At 42.2% G+C, this 21049-nt stretch carries 20 protein-coding genes; 11 read left to right on the forward strand and 9 right to left on the reverse strand.

From position 1 onward, the window contains the following. Positions 1 to 32: 32 nt before the first annotated feature. On the forward strand, positions 33 to 887 hold the full coding sequence (gene panC / locus AAEZ00_RS08565) for a pantoate--beta-alanine ligase (RefSeq protein ID WP_351088559.1): 855 nt from the start codon (positions 33 to 35) through the stop codon (positions 885 to 887). A gap of 446 nt (positions 888 to 1333) precedes the next feature. Further along, the gene (locus AAEZ00_RS08570) at positions 1334 to 1852 is read left to right on the forward strand and encodes a DUF4124 domain-containing protein (RefSeq protein WP_124012440.1); all 519 of its coding nucleotides are present in this window, start codon (positions 1334 to 1336) and stop codon (positions 1850 to 1852) included. 47 nt (positions 1853 to 1899) lie between these two features. On the opposite strand, the gene AAEZ00_RS08575 is transcribed toward AAEZ00_RS08570, so the two are convergent. Next, positions 1900 to 2097, reverse strand: coding sequence for a YheV family putative zinc ribbon protein (locus tag AAEZ00_RS08575; protein ID WP_164839440.1), 198 nt, complete (start codon positions 2095 to 2097; stop codon positions 1900 to 1902). 160 nt (positions 2098 to 2257) lie between these two features. On the opposite strand from AAEZ00_RS08575, the gene AAEZ00_RS08580 reads away from it, so the two are divergent. Together AAEZ00_RS08580 and AAEZ00_RS08585 are read left to right on the forward strand one after the other, a co-directional pair. After that, on the forward strand, positions 2258 to 4168 hold the full coding sequence (locus tag AAEZ00_RS08580) for an ABC transporter ATP-binding protein (protein WP_124012441.1): 1911 nt from the start codon (positions 2258 to 2260) through the stop codon (positions 4166 to 4168). Between the two features lie 72 nt (positions 4169 to 4240). Next, positions 4241 to 4735 (forward strand): TIGR02444 family protein, encoded by a 495-nt coding sequence (locus AAEZ00_RS08585; protein ID WP_351076311.1) that lies wholly within the window; start codon positions 4241 to 4243, stop codon positions 4733 to 4735. Between the two features lie 674 nt (positions 4736 to 5409). Here AAEZ00_RS08585 and AAEZ00_RS08590 read toward each other — a convergent pair. From AAEZ00_RS08590 to AAEZ00_RS08600, 3 genes are all read right to left on the reverse strand, one after another. Beyond that, entirely contained in the window at positions 5410 to 6771 is a 1362-nt protein-coding gene (locus tag AAEZ00_RS08590; protein ID WP_124012443.1) for a glycoside hydrolase family 5 protein, read from the reverse strand. 538 nt (positions 6772 to 7309) lie between these two features. Beyond that, complete coding sequence (locus AAEZ00_RS08595; RefSeq protein ID WP_101034184.1) at positions 7310 to 8899, reverse strand: GMC family oxidoreductase; 1590 nt, start codon at positions 8897 to 8899, stop codon at positions 7310 to 7312. 24 nt (positions 8900 to 8923) lie between these two features. Continuing rightward, positions 8924 to 9436, reverse strand: a complete 513-nt coding sequence (locus tag AAEZ00_RS08600; RefSeq protein ID WP_124012444.1) for a TAT leader-containing periplasmic protein — start codon at positions 9434 to 9436, stop codon at positions 8924 to 8926. A 112-nt stretch (positions 9437 to 9548) separates the two neighbouring features. Here AAEZ00_RS08600 and AAEZ00_RS08605 point away from each other — a divergent pair, with 112 nt between their 5' ends. From AAEZ00_RS08605 to AAEZ00_RS08615, 3 genes are all read left to right on the forward strand, one after another. After that, entirely contained in the window at positions 9549 to 10565 is a 1017-nt protein-coding gene (locus AAEZ00_RS08605) for a hydrolase (RefSeq protein ID WP_124012445.1), read from the forward strand. Positions 10566 to 10575: 10 nt separating this feature from the next. After that, complete coding sequence (locus AAEZ00_RS08610; RefSeq protein ID WP_101034181.1) at positions 10576 to 10830, forward strand: YheU family protein; 255 nt, start codon at positions 10576 to 10578, stop codon at positions 10828 to 10830. A gap of 128 nt (positions 10831 to 10958) precedes the next feature. Then, positions 10959 to 11855, forward strand: coding sequence for a phosphoribulokinase (locus tag AAEZ00_RS08615; protein WP_101034180.1), 897 nt, complete (start codon positions 10959 to 10961; stop codon positions 11853 to 11855). Positions 11856 to 12094: 239 nt separating this feature from the next. Here the strand turns inward: AAEZ00_RS08615 and AAEZ00_RS08620 are convergent, their stop codons facing one another. Beyond that, a complete protein-coding gene (locus AAEZ00_RS08620; protein WP_101034179.1) occupies positions 12095 to 12874 on the reverse strand; it encodes a tetratricopeptide repeat protein in 780 nt (259 codons plus the stop codon). Between the two features lie 297 nt (positions 12875 to 13171). Between AAEZ00_RS08620 and crp the strand changes: the two genes are divergently transcribed. The 4 genes from crp (at position 13172) to AAEZ00_RS08640 (ending at position 16265) form a co-directional block, all read left to right on the forward strand. Continuing rightward, on the forward strand, positions 13172 to 13807 hold the full coding sequence (gene crp / locus AAEZ00_RS08625; protein ID WP_101034178.1) for a cAMP-activated global transcriptional regulator CRP: 636 nt from the start codon (positions 13172 to 13174) through the stop codon (positions 13805 to 13807). A gap of 121 nt (positions 13808 to 13928) precedes the next feature. After that, a complete protein-coding gene (locus AAEZ00_RS08630; protein WP_232772146.1) occupies positions 13929 to 14279 on the forward strand; it encodes a PepSY domain-containing protein in 351 nt (116 codons plus the stop codon). Then, positions 14260 to 14934, forward strand: a complete 675-nt coding sequence (locus AAEZ00_RS08635) for a response regulator transcription factor (protein WP_101034176.1) — start codon at positions 14260 to 14262, stop codon at positions 14932 to 14934. Before AAEZ00_RS08630 ends, AAEZ00_RS08635 begins: the two co-directional genes overlap by 20 nt. Continuing rightward, a complete protein-coding gene (locus tag AAEZ00_RS08640; RefSeq protein WP_124012446.1) occupies positions 14931 to 16265 on the forward strand; it encodes a sensor histidine kinase in 1335 nt (444 codons plus the stop codon). Before AAEZ00_RS08635 ends, AAEZ00_RS08640 begins: the two co-directional genes overlap by 4 nt. A 60-nt stretch (positions 16266 to 16325) precedes the next feature. Here AAEZ00_RS08640 and AAEZ00_RS08645 read toward each other — a convergent pair whose 3' ends face one another. The 4 genes from AAEZ00_RS08645 to AAEZ00_RS08660 all read right to left on the reverse strand — a co-directional run bounded on the left by AAEZ00_RS08645 (position 16326) and on the right by AAEZ00_RS08660 (position 21014). Beyond that, positions 16326 to 17123, reverse strand: a complete 798-nt coding sequence (locus tag AAEZ00_RS08645) for a DUF1338 domain-containing protein (protein WP_351076301.1) — start codon at positions 17121 to 17123, stop codon at positions 16326 to 16328. Between the two features lie 68 nt (positions 17124 to 17191). Next, the gene (astD, locus tag AAEZ00_RS08650; protein ID WP_101034173.1) at positions 17192 to 18652 is read right to left on the reverse strand and encodes a succinylglutamate-semialdehyde dehydrogenase; all 1461 of its coding nucleotides are present in this window, start codon (positions 18650 to 18652) and stop codon (positions 17192 to 17194) included. Positions 18653 to 18661: 9 nt separating this feature from the next. Further along, positions 18662 to 19681, reverse strand: coding sequence for an arginine N-succinyltransferase (astA, locus tag AAEZ00_RS08655; protein WP_101034172.1), 1020 nt, complete (start codon positions 19679 to 19681; stop codon positions 18662 to 18664). A 115-nt stretch (positions 19682 to 19796) separates the two neighbouring features. Further along, entirely contained in the window at positions 19797 to 21014 is a 1218-nt protein-coding gene (locus AAEZ00_RS08660; protein WP_351076297.1) for an aspartate aminotransferase family protein, read from the reverse strand. Positions 21015 to 21049: the final 35 nt, after the last annotated feature.

A 21049-nucleotide genomic window follows, 5' to 3' on the forward strand; every position in this document is an offset into this window, starting at 1 on the left:
GCATTGTTTTTCCATTAAGGTTTGAACAGAAAATGATTACCACCTCCGCTATTTCAACCATTCGTGAACACGTTAATGCTTGGCGCCGCAAGGGCGAAACGGTTGCTTTTGTGCCAACAATGGGCAATTTGCATCGAGGTCACATCGCCTTAGTAGATGAAGCCAAAAAGCGTGCAGACCATGTGGTGGTATCTATTTTTGTTAATCCTATGCAGTTTAGTGCCAACGAAGATTTAGACAATTATCCTCGCACACTCGCACAAGACAGCGAGCAGCTTATGGTTGCCGGAACAGAAATACTCTTCACTCCAACACCTGAGATCATGTATCCCAAAGGGTTAGCACAACAAACATTTGTTGAAGTACCCGACATTGGCGATCAATTATGTGGTGCAAGCCGCCCAGGGCATTTTCGTGGTGTGGCAACCATAGTCACCAAACTGTTCAATATTGTGCAACCTGACATTGCCTTGTTCGGCCGTAAAGATTTTCAACAATTGATGATCATCAAAACCATGGTTGAAGATTTATCGATGCCAATTGACGTAATTGGTGTCGAGACTATCCGAGAAAAATCGGGTCTAGCCATGAGTTCTCGTAACGGCTATTTAACCGCCGATGAAAAATACTTGGCAGCAAGATTAAAACAAGTATTAGATAATATTATTCACGCTATTCAACACGGTGAAGCAGCACAACAAGCTATCACGAAAGCTGAACGAGACTTGATTAGTGCTGGTTTTACGCCCGATTATCTCCAAGTGAGAAATGCAAACACCTTACACCAAGCGACGGCAGCAGACACTAAGCTAATTGTTATTGCGGCCGCGTATCTCGGTAAAACGCGCTTAATCGACAACGTGCTATTTTCTCGTCATTCGAATTAGCCACCACCTATGAAATTATCCAGTTTCAGCTTAAGCCCATTAAATAACAAAACAAATATTATTTTTTATTGAAATTTCTGTTGTCAAAAAACTGGTTTTATCGATAAAATTACATCATATTGAATGATATTGAATCAATATCATTATTTTTTCGACGCTATTGTTGCTATATTGTTATTTAAGCATGATGGCTGTGTATCAACTTTCCGCTAACGAGCAAGGGTTATGTCTTAGTTACGTAGCTAAAAAACATGCTAATCTGCTTAAGTCAATAAGTTCACCAAACCACGAGCTAATTAAGTTAGTTAGTTAGTAAGTTAGTTAGTTAGTTAGTCGGAAGCTAAACACTGTGGTCCGCTGTTAGGCTGAATACATAACCGAAACAGTCTACCGTAAACCACTAATATCAAAATCGTAATAGTGATGACAAAAGGATGTGTGGCCGCATGGCAAAAAAACTGTTATTCATCGTACTCGCCATGAGCGCTTTTACTGCTCAGGCCAATACTATCTACAAGTGCATGAAGGATGAAAAAGTCATTTTCAGCCAAACAGTTTGCCCGCAAGAATATAGCCAGCATAAAATTGAATATCAATTAGGTATTACCACCGAAATCGACTCTGACAAGCGCGAGTTGAAAGACGATCCATTAAAAGCCTTGCTTAATAAACAAACTATTTCTAAAGAAAAATTACTCCAATTACTCGATGGCGAAATTTATCGACTTAAACAAGAAAATAGCTATTTTGAAATATTACGTGCGAGCGAAATCCAAAAACTGGATCGTAAACGTTATTGGCAGACCACACCTAAAGACGATCCAAGTTACGGCCTAGAATTACAAAACATCTCTGAACGTTTCAATGATCTCACTAAAAACAACATCAATGTTATCCGTGTATTAAATCAACATAAGATGAAGGTCTCTGCTGAAACACCCCCTGATGAATATATGAGTAATTAACCTCAACTCAATGCCAATGTTGAGGTTATCCCCCTAAGCAGACTGTTCTAGTCTGGTTTAAACACCCCGATCATACTGCCGCTAGCCTTTTGAGGTGCTTTTACATCAGTTTGTTGCTCACGGTAATCACACTCTGTGCACTCAATGGTTTCAATGCCATTTTCTTTAAACAATAGAATACTGTCTTTCGCGCTGCATTTAGGACATTTAGCCCCTGCAACAAAACGCTTTTTAATTTTAGTCATGATTTACTCGACTTAGTGTTTACACAATGAGGTTTATACCCGCTTTATACGCCTATTTTGCCATGATTAGCCCACATGAGTCCCGTGATTGTGGGAAATAAATCCTATATGCGATATTATCTGCACCATTATTCTATTCTTAAGAATCAAGTTGTAATTAATGATCAAGATAAGCCAAGCACAGTTAATTCGCGGCAGTAAAATCTTACTCGATGAAACCTCACTGACGATTAACCCCGGACACAAGGTTGGCCTTGTCGGCGCCAATGGTACAGGTAAATCAACATTGCTTGCCTTAATTTTGGGTCATTTACAGCTGGATAAAGGTGAGTTCAGTTTCCCCGCAGGCTGGCAGGTTGCCTCTGTTGCTCAGGAAACACCCGCATTAAATGTGTCGGCACTAGAGTATGTACTGGACGGCGACACCGAATACCGTCAACTAGAAGCCCAATTAGAACAAGCTGAACATGATAATAACGGCAATGCAATAGCGCTTATCCATGGCAAAATTGATGCTATTGGCGGTTATGCTATTAAAGCTCGAGCGGGCTCACTATTAGCCGGTTTAGGCTTTAAAGATACAGATCAGAGTCACCCGGTCAAAAGTTTCTCTGGTGGTTGGCGTATGCGCCTCAACTTAGCCCAAGCACTGTTATGCCGTTCTGACTTATTGTTACTCGATGAGCCAACCAACCACTTAGACTTAGATACCATGTATTGGTTAGAAGGTTGGATAAAAACGTATCAAGGAACGTTAATTTTGATCAGTCACGATCGTGACTTCATCGATGGCATTATCGGTGAAATTGTTCATATCGAAAATCAAAAATTAAATTATTACAAAGGCAATTACTCATCTTTTGAACGCGTGCGCGCAGAACGCATGGCACAACAACAAGTGGCCTTCGAGCGTCAACAAAAAGAACGCTCACATATGCAGTCATTTGTTGATCGTTTTCGCTATAAAGCCAGTAAAGCTAAACAAGCACAAAGTCGCTTAAAAGCACTCGAACGTATGGCAGAGTTATTGCCATCCCAAGTAGACAATCCATTTCAAATGGCCTTTAGAACACCAGAAGCATTGCCAAATCCATTAGTGGTGATGGAAAATGTCTCTATTGGTTATGAAGATAAAACCATCCTTAAACAGGTTGAGTTAAACCTTGTTCCAGGCGCTCGTATCGGTTTATTGGGGAGAAACGGTGCAGGTAAATCGACGCTAATTAAACTGTTATCTGGCCAATTAAAAGCTAAAACCGGTAAATATCAACCTAATCCAGGATTGAATATTGGTTATTTTGCTCAGCATCAAGTTGAATTTTTAAGCCTTGATGATACCCCAATGCAACACTTGATCAGGCTGGCGCCATCCAATGCGCGCGAACAAGAATTACGGAGCTTTTTAGGCGGATTTGGCTTTAATGGTGATATGGCTTTATCGCCAGTACGGCCGTTTTCTGGCGGCGAAAAAGCGCGTCTGGTATTAGCATTAGTCGTTTGGCAACGCCCTAATCTATTATTACTCGATGAACCCACCAACCATTTAGATTTAGAGATGCGCCATGCGCTAACCATGGCATTACAAACCTTTGAAGGTGCAATGGTAATTGTGTCACATGACCGTCACCTATTACGATTAAGTTGTAGTGACTATTACTTAGTGGATCAAGGTGTTGTAACACCTTTTGACGGTGACTTGGATGATTACCATCAATGGTTACTCGATGCGGCTAAATTGGCCCAAGCCAGCAACAAAACGGATGCTGCCATTAGCAGTGATTCGGTGGATAAAAAGCAGCAAAAAAGGATGGACGCTGAATTACGTCAACGAGTATCGCCATTGAAAAAGCAACAAATAAAATTAGAAACCCAACAGCAAAAAATCAACAAAAGATTAGCCGAACTAGAAATTGAATTAGCCGATGGCGACTTATACGAAGCTGAGAACAAAGCTAAAATGACCAAGGTTCTCAACGAGCGTACGACGCTGACTCAAACCATGGATGAAAGTGAAATGGATTGGTTAGAGATTCAAGAACAGATTGAGCTTATCGAACAAGATTTTCAATAAGCGATTGGTTTTCATTATTTTATTGGCATTTGTGCTGTTAATTAACCGCACAAATGCAGCAAGGGATTCTGTATGTCGCAACCTTTTCATCGCCAAACATTTAGTCATACAATTTGGCGTCATTGCGAGCAAAGCTATTCAATTAACCCTCAGTTTTACGTACACCTACAAGACAGTTACCACGTAAACGTTAATATTCTATTATTAGCGCAATACCTTGATCAACAGCATTATGTTTTGACGCAGCAACAATGGGAAATATTAACCCTTGTGGTTGATCAATGGGAAACCAATGTCTTACAACCTTATCGACGCTTACGTCGGATCGCTAAGGCGCATTTAGACAACGACGAATATCAAAAAATGCTCGATGTTGAGTTGGTGATGGAACGTAAATCTCAATACATGTTATTGCACAAATTGAATTTACTGCAGGGACAACCACTAAGCACTGATACTACAGACAATACTGAACCAGGAAATATACAACACTATCTAAGTTTATTTGGCTTAGATGAAAGCATTATGGCTGGGTTAACCACGCAAACAGGTCTTATTAACTCGTAATACATCGTCATCTCATTTGAGCCAGTTGTACGCAAACCGATGGGTTAACAATAAGATTCACCCATAACAGCATTGTTTAGACAATAAAGATTGTCTAAACAATGCTAAATAGGCTGGCTGTTGTGACAGTAAGAAGAGTCTTAGTCACACTCAATATCTGGTATGTTCAACACATTGGATAAGGACGCGGCTTCGCGCGGCCTATCTTTATTGACTTCGCGACCACTTAGAATGTTAGCTTTCATTGCATAAAATTAAGATTTAGACATTATTTATTTTTCGAGTCGGTCATTGATTTTAATTCACCTTCAATAAGTATTTAACTTTTCTTTCGACGCGGTAGATTTGATATTAACGCTTACATTCTGACCTACTAGATAATCAGCTCGATTTTTTTGAGAAGTTCTAACCGCTTCTTCGTCTTCTTTATATTTATAACGCTAACGTGATATTCAAACGATGCCCCTTGTCCTGGTCCTGGGCCATCGCCTAATGGCGTATATGTAGATGGAAAGCTAAACCATCCATTTTCAAATTCGTAACATGGATGGTTTCAATAATCATTACCATGGTCTTTGGTTTTTGCAGCAACAATCTTGGTGGCATGATTAATGGTCATGATTAATGGTATTGAGTAATACCATCAGGTAATACTCAATACATACATTTACACATTATTGCACTGGGATCAGAGCTTCGATTAGCTTTGGTCGCCATTGGCCCTTATTAGCATCGTATGCGCCAAATCCTGATGCGTATTCCCAATATGCCCAGCTCATATTACGTTTTTCAGCCTCGCGCGCAATAAAAGCGGTCCAGGCTTTTTGCTGATCGGGATCAACGCTACGCGAATAAACGCCGAATTCACCTATAAATATTTCAAAACCGCGATTAGCGTGCGCATTCCAACGGGTGACTCGATCAAACATAGCGATTAAGGGGGCCTGATCGCTTTGTGTGCCTAACCAGCGAGTGCCAATCCAATCGTCTGCTCCATTAACCCATTTAGCCCCTTGATGAGTAAAATGAAAGGGCTTGTAATAGTGAATGGTAATTATGGTATTACGCGCATTTACCGAGGATGGTAGTCTCAATTTCGCTAAGTCATCGGGCTGACTCCAATTGGCCGAACCAATCATTACGGTCCGCTGCGTGGTACCATCATTTTGCTGTGCTGCCATATCACCCCAAATTACCGTCAATAATCGTGCAATGATATTATTCCAATCACTGTGATCTATGCTGCTATTAGGCTCGTTCAATAATTCAAAGATAAGATTATCATGGCCATATTCAGAGAGAGGAAATTGCTCACTCATTTGTTGCCAAATACCCTGTAAACGAAGAATGTGTCCCGCTTGCTGACTTTCTGGATCATGCATCATCTTTGTATAGTGATGCACATTTAAGATAACTTTTAGATGCGCATTGTTGGCCCAGCCAACCACTTCTTTAACGCGGGCCATAAATGTATCATTAATGGCATAGGGGAAGGTTAAATCGGCGTGAGCGGACCAGCGAACCGGGATGCGCACGGTTTTAAAACCGGCAGCGGCAATCCTTTGTAAATCATCTTCAATCAGCACGCGACCACCAGACCACTCGCCCTCGACAGGAGCCTCTAGGTAATTGCCAAGGTTGATTCCTCGGCCGAGTTGCGTCTGTTCCAGGCCACCTTGATCATTCCATGCGTAAAGGTCGCTGTAATAGCTGTCTAATAGCACCACGGGATTATCTGTTGCGTTAGCAATAGCGTTGGGACTTCCACAGCCGAGTAAGTTATAAATGACTGTGGCGAATAGTAAAGGCGTTACACTCTTGCGTATTAACAAGCGTGCACAAGCATAGATATCAATAGCAAAGATAGTCGCTAGTTTAACGATCCGCGAATCAACCCACTCTCGTCGATGCTCAACGTGTTCATCAGTCACATCATCAAGGCCACACGAGAACGCTTTACGAACAACACATGAGCAGCAATGATAATTAGGTGTCTCTTCTAAGCTCACGATTGTTTGTCTTGGTCTAGCCATCATTCATTACCTGCAAAATAAAGGTAACTAAAGACTAGACCAGTGGTTGAGTATTCGCCAACGATCTTGGCTAGCCATAATAGGGTCACCTTTGGGCAGTATAAAGCGAGCACTATCTTTTCGGGTGATCCACAATAAAAGCACTTAATTATGTTATTCGAAACAATATCAAGCAAAATCGAAGCAGCATAAATATCGGAGTAACGCGGCCGTCGATGACATGGCCAAGTTTACTGGGAAGGACTTGCCAAGTGTCACCGAAGTGCTTGCACTATAGGCTGCTCTTTCACATCCATGTGATCGCGACATTCGCGACATCCTGTAGGTAACCGGCTTATAGCAATTGATAAAATTGAATTGACGATCTAAAAAACCTTAAAATATGAAATTGTTAAGGCGTTACTCGAACTGAAGTCCAAATATTAATAACCGTTGGAATAAAAGTGAGTTATCTCGACTCTAATATCGACTCTAATATCGACAAACTACGACAATATCAAAGTAATATACCGCCCAATAGCGGTATACAACATAAATTGAGCTAGCTAGTTTGAGTCAGTTTTTGGGCCAACGCCGTCGCATTTCGAGCCACAAGCCCATAAATAGACAACTGAGGGTTAGCGCCTAAACTGGTTGGAAATACCGAACCGTCCATCACCGATAAATTTTCAAGATAGTGTGAATAACCAAAACCATCGACCATTGCAAGGGCTTTATCTTCACCCATTGCACAACCGCCCATCACATGGGCCGATGCGACTATGGTTTTTAATAAGCCTAAATCGACATTATTGATAACCTGCTTTGCTTCACTCCACGAATTGAGAAATGACAAACCATCATGCATCGGTAACACCTTTTTGGCACCTGCAGCAAATTGTAACTCAGCCATCGACAAAAATGCCCGACGAGCACCATCCCAAAATCCTTGGTTTAAAGGATAATCTAATGCAAAACTGGTATCCGTTAACCTCACCTGTCCACCAGGACATTGCTGATTGAAACCATCACGAATAAGCGCAATGGTGACCTGCATTTGATTAAAATTAGCCATTAACTGTGCATGGCTAACGCCATAACCAATGGTTTTTGACGCGATCAATACTGGGTGTACAGGCGCAACTTCCAATTTATAACCAACGTCACCCACGGCGCCATCACGCCAAACAAATTCATCGGAATAGATAGATTGCGGTGCACCACTGTGACCATTAATTTGTTCCGCAAAAATCCCTCCCGATAACAATGAAGGATGTAAGAAAGTTTTGCCTAACTGTTTATGGGGATCGGGCGTATTAGAGCGCATTAAAATAGTCGGAGTATGAATAGCCCCCGCACTTAAAATATAATGTTTCGCACTAAAGGTGATTTGCACTGACGTTGGCTTTAGGCCTTCTGTTAACGCTTGTGCCGTTAACCCAACAACTTGATCGCCTTTATGCTCAAGCTTAATCACCCTAGCGCGTGAAATTAGCGTAGCGCCTTTATCCAGCGCCGCGGGGATAGTAGTGACCAACATAGATTGTTTCGCGTTGACAGGGCAACCCATGCCACAGTAGCCCGTATTCCAGCAACCTTTGACATTACGTTTGATAACCGTGTAATCCCAGCCCAGTTTTTCACAACCTTCAAGTAATGCACCATTGTTACGATTGGGCTCATACTGCCATTGCTCAATATTAAGTCGCTGTTCCATCATTTCAAACCAAGGGAGTAAGTCTTGCGAAGATAGTCCTTTAACCGACTTCTCTTGTTCCCAATAAGCTAATGTTTGCTCAGGTGTTCTTATTGATGTGGTCCAATTCACTGTGGTCGACCCGCCCACCGTACGACCTTGAAATATACCAATGCCTTTATCGGCAGTTTTCATCGCGGCCGCTTGTTGGTACAAATTGGGGTAGGCGTGACGTTCTTCCATATCAAAGTGAGTCGATGACTTAAGCGCTCCGCCTTCAATCATGATCACTTTTAAACCCGCTTCCGTTAAGATTTCTGCCGCCGTACCGCCACCAGCACCAGTACCAACAATAACAACATCGGCTTCAAAATGGCGATCGACCTCTAAGCGACTGGCATCGATATGATGCCAACCGTCGTTTAATCCAGTGATAATCGGATCAATAATAGCCAAGGGGATGCTCCTTACACGAGAGAGTTATTGTAGGTTATTAACTAAAAAAGTAGGTTTTTCATAACGTAAGTTGCCCCAATGTTCTGGACAGGCGTAATAACTGGCCATAATCAATTCACGTAAACCGCCGTAAGCGGTTTTTAACATATCCAAATAATTGTAACGCCAAAACTCAAGCATTTCGACCAATTGCTGGGGGTCACGCATTAAAAGCGGTGTCATACTGCCACTGAGTAACAACAAGCCCAAACGTCCTTCAAGCAATTCCAATAACTCCATCAACTCTTGTTGTTGGTCTGGCGCTAAATGGGTAATTGATTGTGAAATTGCATCCAAAGTCCGATTCATCGCGATTTCTCGATGGCTGGGTACCTCGGGTAATGCGCCATCTAAGAAAGCTGGGATCAACACACTGAACAATACTCGGTGATGGATATCATCCGAAGAAGTAGTGATATTTGGCAAATATAAATTAACGCCTAGGGCCAATGCTGCAGTTCCAGCAAACGCTCCAGTGAGAAAGGTACGCCGCTTCATTTACTTCCCCTTGAGTTTATTGTTGTCTCTATTTTTTATGTGGTAGAGTGGCATGAGTAACATTTAAACACATGTTTAAATTTTAACAAACTATTATAGAAATATTCCCTTTATGAAAACGTTATTCACACCGCCTTGGTGGGCTGCTAGCCCGCATGTTCAAACGATTCTACCATTGCTTTTTAAAGTAGCCAGACCTGCAACCTTTAGGCAACGACAAGAATTACCCGATGGCGATTTTATCGATTTAGATTGGCTTGGCCAAGCCCAAAATGGCGAGCCTATATTAGTGATTATTCATGGTCTTGAAGGTAATACAGAATCACATTATGCACGCAGAATGCTCATCGAAGCAAAAAAAGCCAAACTGTCTGCATTGGTTCACCATCATCGGGGCTGTTCAGGTGAGCCTAATCGCTTAGCCCGCAGCTATCATAGTGGCGATGTTAACGACTTAGCCTACACTCTTGAGCAACTAAAACACTATTATCCAGACTCGCCACTGTATGCTGTCGGCTACAGCCTGGGCGGTAATGTATTAGCCAAATACCAAGGTAGCAAACAACAACATAGCTTACTGGAACGTGCCGTGGTTGTGTCGGCCCCTCTCACGTTAAGTGCCTGTGCAAAACGCCTAGAAAGTGGCTTTTCAACCCTTTATCAGCGTTTTTTGATTAAACGCTTACAAGATAAAATGCTCGACAAAATTAACTCTGCAGATTTGACCGAGCAAATGCCGATCACTAAAAAGCAGCTCAAAATGCTGAATACCTTTTATTTGTTTGACGATAAAGTCACCGCACCATTACACGGTTTCACTGACGTCAATGATTACTATCAGCAATCCAGCGGCCTTGCTTATTTACAACATATCACTAAGCCCACATTAGTGATCCACGCTAAAGATGACCCCTTTATGACCGATGAAGTGATCCCAAACCAAGACCAATTGTCGCCGATGGTTGAATACGAGTTGCATGAGTTTGGTGGGCATGTGGGATTTGTTGAAGGGGGATGGCCTTGGAAACCACGTTTTTATCTCGAGCATCGTATCATCGAGTTTATTCTATCTGCAGGTGACACAATAACCGAGCACGATGTCCCCTCTTCCTCGCTAAGTCATTTATAGGAAATACGCCATGCTTGTGCCTTATGAAGCCCTACTGACACTACCTCAAGAAATACTTCAACGTATGATAAAAGAATATCTGTTTTCGCAACTTGAAGATGGCAGCTTTAGTGATGCTAGCGAGCAGCAATTAATAAGTGCGATGGAACAATGTAAACTAGCGCTGAAAAAAGGCGAATTAGTTGTCGAGTTTAGTGAAGACGACGAGTCTATCGCCATCAGACAACGCGAACATATTTCACGGTCATCTACCCATGAATCGTGATAACTAAATGATAGAACTACGACAAATTGATCATATGCCACCGGTGAATAATTGACCCAAAGGTGATAATTACCGTATAACTAGTGACTTGATTTTCATTCGTCCACAACTTTACGTAGGCAAATAACATGTCAGCAAAACACCCTATTATTGCTGTAACCGGTTCATCTGGTGCTGGCACAACCACAACAACTACCGCTTTTATTCATATTTTTAGACAGCTAGGCATCAATGCTGCATTTGTTGAGGGTGACAGTTTTCATAATTTTACCCGTGCAGAAATGGAAGTGTTAATTCGAAAATCCCAGGCTGAAAATCGTAATCTAAGTTATTTTGGCCCCGAAGCAAACAACTTTAAAAAACTCGAAGAATGCTTTACCAGTTACGGTAACACCGGTAATGGCCAAACACGCAGTTACTTGCATACATTTGACGAAGCGGTTCCGTTCAACCAAATGCCTGGCACATTCACCCAATGGCGTGAGTTACCAGAAAATACCGATATGCTGTATTACGAAGGACTGCATGGTGGTGTGGTGACTGAAGATGCCGATGTGGCTAAACATATTGATCTATTGATTGGTATGGTGCCCATTGTCAATTTAGAGTGGATCCAGAAGATTATCCGCGACACAAATGATAGGGGCCATAGCCGTGAAAAAGTGATGGGCTCGATTGTCCGCAGCATGGATGATTACATCAAACATATGACCCCGCAATTTTCGCGAACCCACATTAATTTTCAACGAGTGCCAACGGTTGATACCTCTAACCCTTTTAGCGCCAAAGACATTCCGAGTCTCGACGAAAGCTTTCTGGTGATCCGTTTCCGTGGCATAAATAATGTTGATTTTCCTTATTATCTTAATATGATCCAAGGCTCATTTATGTCCCGCATTAATACTTTAGTCGTCCCCGGTGGAAAAATGTCATTGGCCATGGAGCTTATTTTGACACCATTGGTTAAAGACTTAATGGATAAACGCATAGAGTTACAAAATCTAAATGATATCAAGCCCGATTAAGCTTGATTTAAGTCATGGTGGCTAGAATAGTTACATCGTGATTTCAAGCGAAATAGCGGCAGTTGATGTGCTTAAAGTGCTAATCCCCCTTTTTGTTCTGTTAGTGCATTAAGCACATTAACGAAACCAAACAACGTCGCGGCTCAAGCACCCACATCAACTATTATCCCTTCAGATAAACAAGTGAATACACTGATTGGTTGATAATAGTAAATGACTCACATTGCTCACTCTGAGCATTACATAAGCGGGATAATTTCTCGATAAGCTTGATTATTTTGGTACTGTTTCAAGCGCAAAATAAACTCATCGCTGCGCGCAATCTCCGGGTAATCCTTCAAGGCATCAATGGCTTTTTTCTGCGTATCAATCGCTGCAGTAAAATCACCGAGTTCTGCATATGCAGCCGCAAGGTTATCCAATACAGTCGGATCATTCTGATCATGCTCAAGTAATTTTAACGACATCGACACCGCACGCGAGCCATCTCGATATTCAGCTTCAGGGCACGTTGCTAATATCCAAGCAATATTGCCCATTGATACAGCATCACCCGCAACACTAAACTGCTCCATTGCTTTACCGCAATTACGCACCACGCCATCGCCACCAGCAGAATAAATAAACCCTAAACGAAAATGAGCCCATTTATCACCTTGCTCAACCATTTGCAGATACCATTTTTCAGCAAGCGCTAAATCACGCGGAAATAATTTACCTTCAAAGGCTAAATCCGCTAATGTTTGTTGTGCTTTTATGTGTTGCTGCAGAGCAGCAAGATTAATCCAATTCAAACCTTGTTGAGTATCTTGAGTAGCAAATCGTCCTGAAAGGTTCATTAAGCCCAATAAAAATTGTGCATCAGCATTGCCCTGTTTAGCTTTAATCTGAATATGAACCAGTTTAGTCGCCGCCTGAGACTGAATGGAGGGCGGGATCACAAACGCTTTTACAGACAAACTTAACCCACTTAATAAAACGACACAGATAACAACCCCGATTTGACTCAGTTTTTTCACGCATACCTCGACAACTATTAATGATGCTGATTAAATAACATTAGCTAAGACATAGTTCTAATACAATAGATAAATGCCATTGGCTGTAACCCAATCGTAGTGATGATGAAGACTAATTCACAAAAAAAGTGGACAGTCATCACAAACGAGATAAATTTAATCTAAAATTTAACAAGTTAATATACACTACCCACACTTCTAAATACGATCTCTATCAAAGTTTTCACCGTTTCAATAGCGTAGAATGCTTAATTAGACATTACTTACTTTCATTTTTAATCAATCGAGGAATATCATATGGCTCTGATTGGTAAGCCAAAACCTGACCCAACATTAGAATGGTTTCTTTCACATTGTCACATTCATAAGTACCCAGCAAAGAGTACTTTAATTCACGCAGGTGAAGAGTCTGACACTTTATATTACATCGTCAAAGGTTCGGTCGCAGTATTGATCAAAGATGACGAAGGTAAAGAAATGATCCTGTCTTATCTTAATCAAGGCGACTTTATCGGTGAGCTTGGGTTGTTTGAAGAACAATCTGAACGTACTGCTTGGGTTCGTGCTAAGCAAGCATGTGAAATTGCAGAAATTTCTTATAAGAAGTTTAAGCAACTCATTCAGGTTAATCCTGAAATTCTCATGAAGCTTTCTGCGCAAATGGCATATCGTTTACACAGCACTAGTCAAAAAGTGGGCGACTTAGCCTTCCTTGATGTGGCTGGCCGTATTGCACAAACATTATTACATCTTGCTAAGCAACCTGATGCAATGACACATCCTGACGGCATGCAGATTAAGATCACCCGCCAAGAGATTGGTCAAATTGTCGGTTGTTCACGCGAAACCGTTGGTCGAATTTTAAAAATGCTTGAAGAACAAAATTTGATTCAAGCACACGGTAAAACAATCGTGGTTTATGGCACTCGCTAAAAACGACGACTAAGGCTAAATGTTTAAGCCTTAATCATTTAGGCTTCAGCTTGATTTAAGCCAAGATACTTAAAGTGGTGTTCATACTCTGAACGCCACTTTTTTTTATTTTGGAGCGACCATGAATAGCTTGTTCTCCACAGTAATGAGCAGCTTAATGGCCATCACCATTAACCAACAAGATATTCCCGCAAAAGAACTCCCTCTGGATCACGACAATGTCCAAAAATTGGTTTCTTCTGGTAATATACGTTCATTAGATGATTACTTAGCCTGGGTATCGCAGTATTGTGATGGCCACTTAATCGACGCGCAGCTTTATCAACACCAAGATAAATTGCGCTATAATCTACAATTTAAGCTAAAACAAGGGCATGTTGTTAATCTGCAGTTAGATGCAGCTAATGGCATGCAAGATTCATTGACTCAATTACCGAGCGAATGTACTAAACATGAAACTGTTACTCGTTGAAGATAACCCATTACTCGTTGCCGAGCTTGAAAAACAACTCAAGCAAGCAGGTTATATTACCGATGTCACAGACAAAGCTATTGAAGCCGATTATTTGATGAAAGAAACCAATTATGACTGTGTCATTTTAGACATAGGCTTACCTGATGGAAATGGTTTGTCATTAGTGACTCAATGGCGTGAACGTGGCATCAATACCCCCGTAATTATGTTGACAGCGCGCAGTCAGTGGCACGAAAAGGTTGAAGGTTTTAATGCGGGTGCTGATGATTACTTAGGTAAGCCCTTTCATACCCAAGAACTGCTCGCTCGCATTCAAGCGTTAATTCATCGCGCTCATGGGCGGATAAACTCATCATCCAAACAATTATGTTATGCCGGCGTCAACCTCGACGAAAATGAACAAAAAGTTACTGTCGATGATCAAGAATATGAACTGACATCTATGGAGTTTAGGTTACTCAAAATCTTTTTGATGTCGCCAAAAAAACTTCTTTCTAAGCAGCAGCTTACAGACAAGCTTTATCAGTTTGATGATGAAAAAGAAAGTAACGTCGTTGAAGTTTACGTGACACATTTACGTAAAAAACTGGGTAAAACAGCTATCGAAACCCGCCGTGGCCAGGGTTATATTTTTCATGGCATTATTGAATGATCTCAATTCGTTTTAAATTAAGTCTATGGCTCAGTGGATTAATCATCATTGCCACCCTCATAGGCTTATTTTTGTTTGAGTCGATGCTGCGAGATGCGTTTCATGACTCAATTATTAACCGCCTAGAAGAAGATTTAGAACATATTATTATCGCCACTCAACTCAATGAAGATGAGTTAGTTATCGACCAAAGCCAATTATCCAGCTTCTATCGACCCGCCTATTCAGGACGTTACTTCCAATTAAATTTGCCCGACCGAACTATTCGCTCTCGGTCCTTGTGGGATGCAGAGTTACACATTGAACCCTTACAAGCGCAACAAAAACGCGTTTGGCAGGCTAAAGGGCCCAAAAATAATGATATGCAGCTCTTATCTATCGGCATAGGCGCGCCAAACAGCCCCAACACCGCAACACTGACTGTCGCCCAAGACCTCAGTATCGGCCGTAGTGTCTTCAGTGAAGTGTTTGGCGCTAAATTGGCAATCAATATTGGCATGTTACTCGCGATGATCGCCGGTATTTTTATTATTTTACGCCAGTCTTTTAAGCCGGTGAATCAAATCCAAGGTGCTCTGGCTAAGCTTCGCGAAGGTGAGATTGCCTCGCTATCCATTTCACAAATTCCAGCGGAGATCCGCCCACTCGCCGAAACCTATAATGAATTATTAGACTACACGGCTAAACAGATTGAACGTAGTCGCAATAACTTAGGTAATTTAAGTCACGGCTTAAAAACCCCACTCGCGGTGATGCAGCAACAAGTTGAAGCTCTCGGACTCAGCCATCCCGATGCCGCGATGGCAATGCAGCAGCAATTGGATTTAGTCCATAAAATGATTGAACGTAAATTGGCTGCGGCACGCATAACAGGGGACATGTTACCCGCGGCACAATTAGCCATTCCAAAAGATTTCGATAGCTTAATCCAAACGCTACATAGAGTGCATCACCAACAATATATACAATGCACCATAGTCAATCCGCAGCAGATAAGTCGTATTCCAATTCATCGCGAAGATGGCATGGAATTATTTGGCAACTTGCTCGACAATGCCTTTAAATGGGCAAACACCCAAGTTAACATCAGTATTGGCTACACAGATTCAGAGGCAATATTACTGCAAGTAGAAGATGATGGTATTGGCGTAGAACCAGCCCAAATGGCCTCACTAACCACCAGAGGATCTCGATTAGATGAAGCCACCATGGGTCATGGATTAGGCTTATCTATCGTTAAAGAGATTTGTGACCAATACGGTTTTGTATTGCAATTTAGTCGCAGTGAAACGTTAAAAGGCCTGAGCGTCAGTATTTTGATTAATCAATAACAATACCCATAAAAAAACCTAATTGATGACTCAATTAGGTTCTTTGTCGATAGATGAACATTACATCGCATTGGTACTTTCAAAAATTTTGTCGGCTGATGCCGCTACAAAACCAGTATAAATCTGACCATTATCCATCGGATAACGGCGAGCGAATTCATAGAAACAACTTGGAATTTCAACATCGCCATCGGTAAACTTCACCACCACTTTATCGGCCATGGTCGAAGACTGTTCTAGCAGCACTTCTGGCGACCCTTTAATTTCACCGCCTGAGCTATTTAATAAAAAGCCAGCCTGTTTTAAGGCTTGGTTTACATCTTCAATACGCTCAAACTCAGGTAAATCATTAATTGAAACCGTAAAATGATTGGCACGATAACCTAATGCCGCAACCCACGCCGCATATTCACTTTCAACGAGTAATGCTTGGTATGTCGCTTTATCTAGATCCCAATGACAGCCAGAATAAATAAAATTATCTGCAGTAGTAGCTGCGACATCCACTTGGCCAACTAAGTCATGAATGGTCTTTTGCAACTCAGGGCTAAACTCTTCAACTAACAGCTCAGAAATAAACACCTTTGGCTGTTTAGGATCCGGATGTTCAAAATGCTTGGCAATCAGCTTTTTCTGCACAAACTGATAATCACCACTGTCGACATAACCAAGAGAAGTGAAATGCTTGGCCAGTACGTTTAAATTCACCTTGGCGATATTAAAGGTCCGCAACGCAATATGGTCATTGATGATGGGAGCACCGTGGCCTAATAGCTGATGAATTTTCGCCGCTGACGGCGTCATCTGAATATAGTCTTGCCATAAGGCAGCAAATAAAGCATTAACGTCAGTATGCATGGTTAAATCCTTCTAAATAAGGCTGGCGATTAACATCGCCAGCACTGATCATGCGATGAATTTATCAGTTAAATTGATAAACCAGGGCTTAAAGTTGCAGGTAAGCTCACCGCGTCAGCTTCCATTGAAGCGACTGGGTAAGCACAGTAATCAGCAGCATAAAATGCACTTGCACGATGGTTACCCGATGCGCCAACACCACCAAACGGTGCTGCACCTGATGCGCCAGTGATCTGCTTATTCCAATTAACAATACCTGCACGAATGCGCGCTAAAAAGTAATCATAATCTTCACGGCTATCCGCTAATAGACCTGCAGATAAACCATAGCGAGTCGCATTGGCTAAATGAATCGCTTGGTCAAAATCGCGATAACGAACGAGTTGCAATAATGGACCAAAATATTCTTCATCAGGTAATTCAGCAATCTGAGTCACATCAATTAAACCTGGAGTGACTAAACCGGTTCCGGCTTCAACTTGCACTAACTCAACTAATGAAACGCCACCTAGTGACTGCAAGGTAGCTTGTGCACCAACCATGCCAAGCGCTGCGGTTTCAGAAATCATCGCCCCCATAAACGGCTGTGGTTGTGCGTTCCAAGGACCGACTTTAATTTGCTTAACCGCTTTGACTAGCGCTGCGATTAACGCATCGCCTTGCGCGCCTTCTTCAACGTATAAACGACGGGCACAAGTACAACGCTGGCCAGACGAAATATAAGCAGACTGAATGATGTCATGAACTGCAGCTTTGGTATCCGTTACGCCTTTAACGATAAGCGGATTATTACCGCCCATCTCCAAGGCTAAGATTTTACCTGGGAGGCCAGCATATTGTTCATGTAAAATATGCCCAGTACGAGAACTGCCGGTAAAGAATAATCCGTCAATTTGTGGATGCGACGCTAACGCTTTACCGGTTTCAACTTCACCTTGCACTAGGTTAATCACACCTTGTGGCAAACCGGCTTTATCCCAACATTTCAGCATTAACTCAGCCACTTTAGGCGTCAATTCAGACGGCTTAAATACCACTGTGTTACCCGCCAATAATGCTGGCACTATGTGACCATTTGGCAAATGCCCGGGGAAGTTATACGGACCAAATACGGCCACAACACCATGAGGCTTGTGGCGTAATACGGCGCGTCCTGCAGGTAAATCATTGGTTTCAGTACCGGTACGTTTGTCGTGAGCTTTCGCTGACAAGGCAATTTTACCAATCATGGCACCCACTTCAGTTGCGGTTTCCCACTGTGGCTTACCCGTTTCTTGGGCTATGGTTTCAGCGATTTCGGCTTTATTAGCTTCTAGTTCTGCGCGGTACGCTTCTACAATGGTCAAGCGGGTTTCATAGCCCAACATAAACCAATCAAACTGCGCCGCGCGAGCGGCATCGACAGCTGCATTCACTTGTGTGGCAGTCGCAGTGTTACCTTGCCAAATGACGTCACCGTTGGCAGGGTTTTTTGAGTTAATATCATGACCTTCGCCAGCTAACCACTGACCTTTAATATATTGTGTCATTTCTTGCTCCTACATTGCTAAAACACGAATTTGCTCGCCTTCGCTAACCATAAGACCGGCGGCGATTTCAGGACTAAGCAGTACATTGTCGTGTTCATCAGAGACCAATAATTTTATCGCTGATGCACGATAATCAGCGAGTGAAGTGTTGGATATAATAAAATGGTGATCGGCATGTAACATTTTGCCGATGTTAACCGTGAGTAAGCGACTTTTCTTTACTGAGCGAATATCACTAATTGAACATTCAACCGTTGGGCCGCCATCAAAAATATCGACGTAATTGCGGAACCTAAATCCTTCAGCTTGCAGTAAACGCAGTGCTGGCTTAGTATTTTTATGGACTTCACCGATCACTTTTTGGGCTTTTTTAGGCAACATACACACGTAAACAGGGTTTCGCGGCATCATTTCGGCCATAAACGCTTTTTTGCCTAAGCCAGATAAATAATCGGCTTCAATAAAGTCGATGCCTAAAAAATGATGCTGTAGCCATTCGTAAAAAGGTGAGTCGCCATGGTCATCACTAACACCGCGCATTTCAGCTATCACAGTTTCACCAAAGCGATGCTGATGTTGGGCTAATAATAAAAAACGTGATCGCGACAACATTCGACCATTGTTACCTTTACGATAACCGTCTTTTAAAAACAAGGTACACAGTTCCGCGGCGCCCGTGTAGTCATGGCATAATGTCAGGGTTTCAACTTCATTACGGACCGATATTTGTTGAGAGTGGTATACCTCAGTACCTAAACGGTAATGATAAAAAGCATCTTCCATGCCGACAGCCGCTTCAATACCACAGGTACCAACAACTTCATTGGTTTTCATGTCTTCAAGCACCATCAAATAACCTTCGTCAAAAGGTTTATCAACATGCTTGATAAAAGATGCCTCTGCCCTAGCAATCTTTGAACGCAGTAACTCTTCGTTAACTGGTAAAGATGTAAAACCGTGGCCTGACTCGACTGCGATACTGTAGAGTGCATCGTAATCACTTGCACGGATAGGACGTATGATTAACATCTTAATCTCCTCATTGCGCCACAAGCAAACAGCGCTGAAATACATTTCGGCGCATATTTACGTTGTCAGCGTACCCAAACAAAAAAGTGCACGCTGGGGGTGCACTTTTTGCTAATTAACCTGCAACCACTTTTGCTACAGCGCGTTCAAAACGCAATAAGCCTTCTGCGATATCAGCTTCTGGGATCACTAATGAAGGAGCAAAACGCACAACGTTTGCACCGGCCATCAAACTCATTAAGCCTTCAGCAACTGAGGCTAACAAAAACTCGCGACTACGACCTTCATATTGCTGATTTAATACCGCACCAATTAACAAGCCTTTACCACGCACTTCACTAAATACGTTGTATTTGGCATTAATTGCCGCTAAACCATCACGAAATAGCTGTTCGCGATGTTTAACTCCGTCCAGTACTTCTTTGGTATTAACCACATTCATTACCGCATTTCCTACAGCACAAGCCAGTGGGTTGCCGCCATAAGTAGAACCATGAGTACCGATTTTTAAGTGAGCGGCAATTTTTGCTGTTGTTAGCATTGCGGCGATAGGGAAGCCACCGCCCAGCGCTTTGGCACTGGTTAAAATATCAGGCACGATATCAGTACCCATGTAAGCAAATAGCTCACCGGTTCGGCCTACGCCCGTTTGTACTTCATCAAAAATCACTAATGCGTCGTGCTTATCGGCTAAACGACGTACCGCTTTTAAGAACTCAGGCTCACCGTCGATAATCCCGCCTTCACCTTGAAGAGGTTCAAGCATGATGGCACAAGTCTTATCAGAAATAACCGCTTCAAGTGCAGCGATATCATTAAAAGGCACGTGAGTAATACTTTGTGGCTTAGGGCCAAAACCGTCAGAATAAGCAGCTTGTCCGCCTACGGTTACCGTAAAGAATGTACGGCCATGGAACGCTTTATCAAATGCGATGATTTGATCTTTATCAGCACTATGGTTGTCTAGTGCATAACGACGAGCCAATTTTAAGGCGGCTTCATTCGCTTCAGCACCTGAGTTAGCAAAATATACCCGCTCAGCAAAAGTGGCATTAACTAACTTTGTGGCTAATTCAAGCGCTGGCTCGTTAGTCATTACGTTTGATAAATGCCATAACTTTTCGCTCTGCTCTTTTAATGCAGACACTAAAGCAGGGTGACAATGACCTAAACAATTTACTGCAATACCACCAGCGAAATCGATGAATTCTTTGCCTTCTTGATCCCACACTCGGCTACCTTTACCGCGTACAGGAATAACCGCGGCAGGCGCATAATTAGGCACCATAACTTCATCAAATTGGGCACGGGTTAGATTCATTTCTACACTCATTGCATTTTATCCTTCAGGTTGTAAACGGCTTCAAA

The sequence above is a fragment of the Shewanella sp. S1-49-MNA-CIBAN-0167 genome (assembly GCF_040310145.1).
Taxonomy (GTDB): Bacteria; Pseudomonadota; Gammaproteobacteria; order Enterobacterales; family Shewanellaceae; genus Shewanella; species Shewanella psychromarinicola.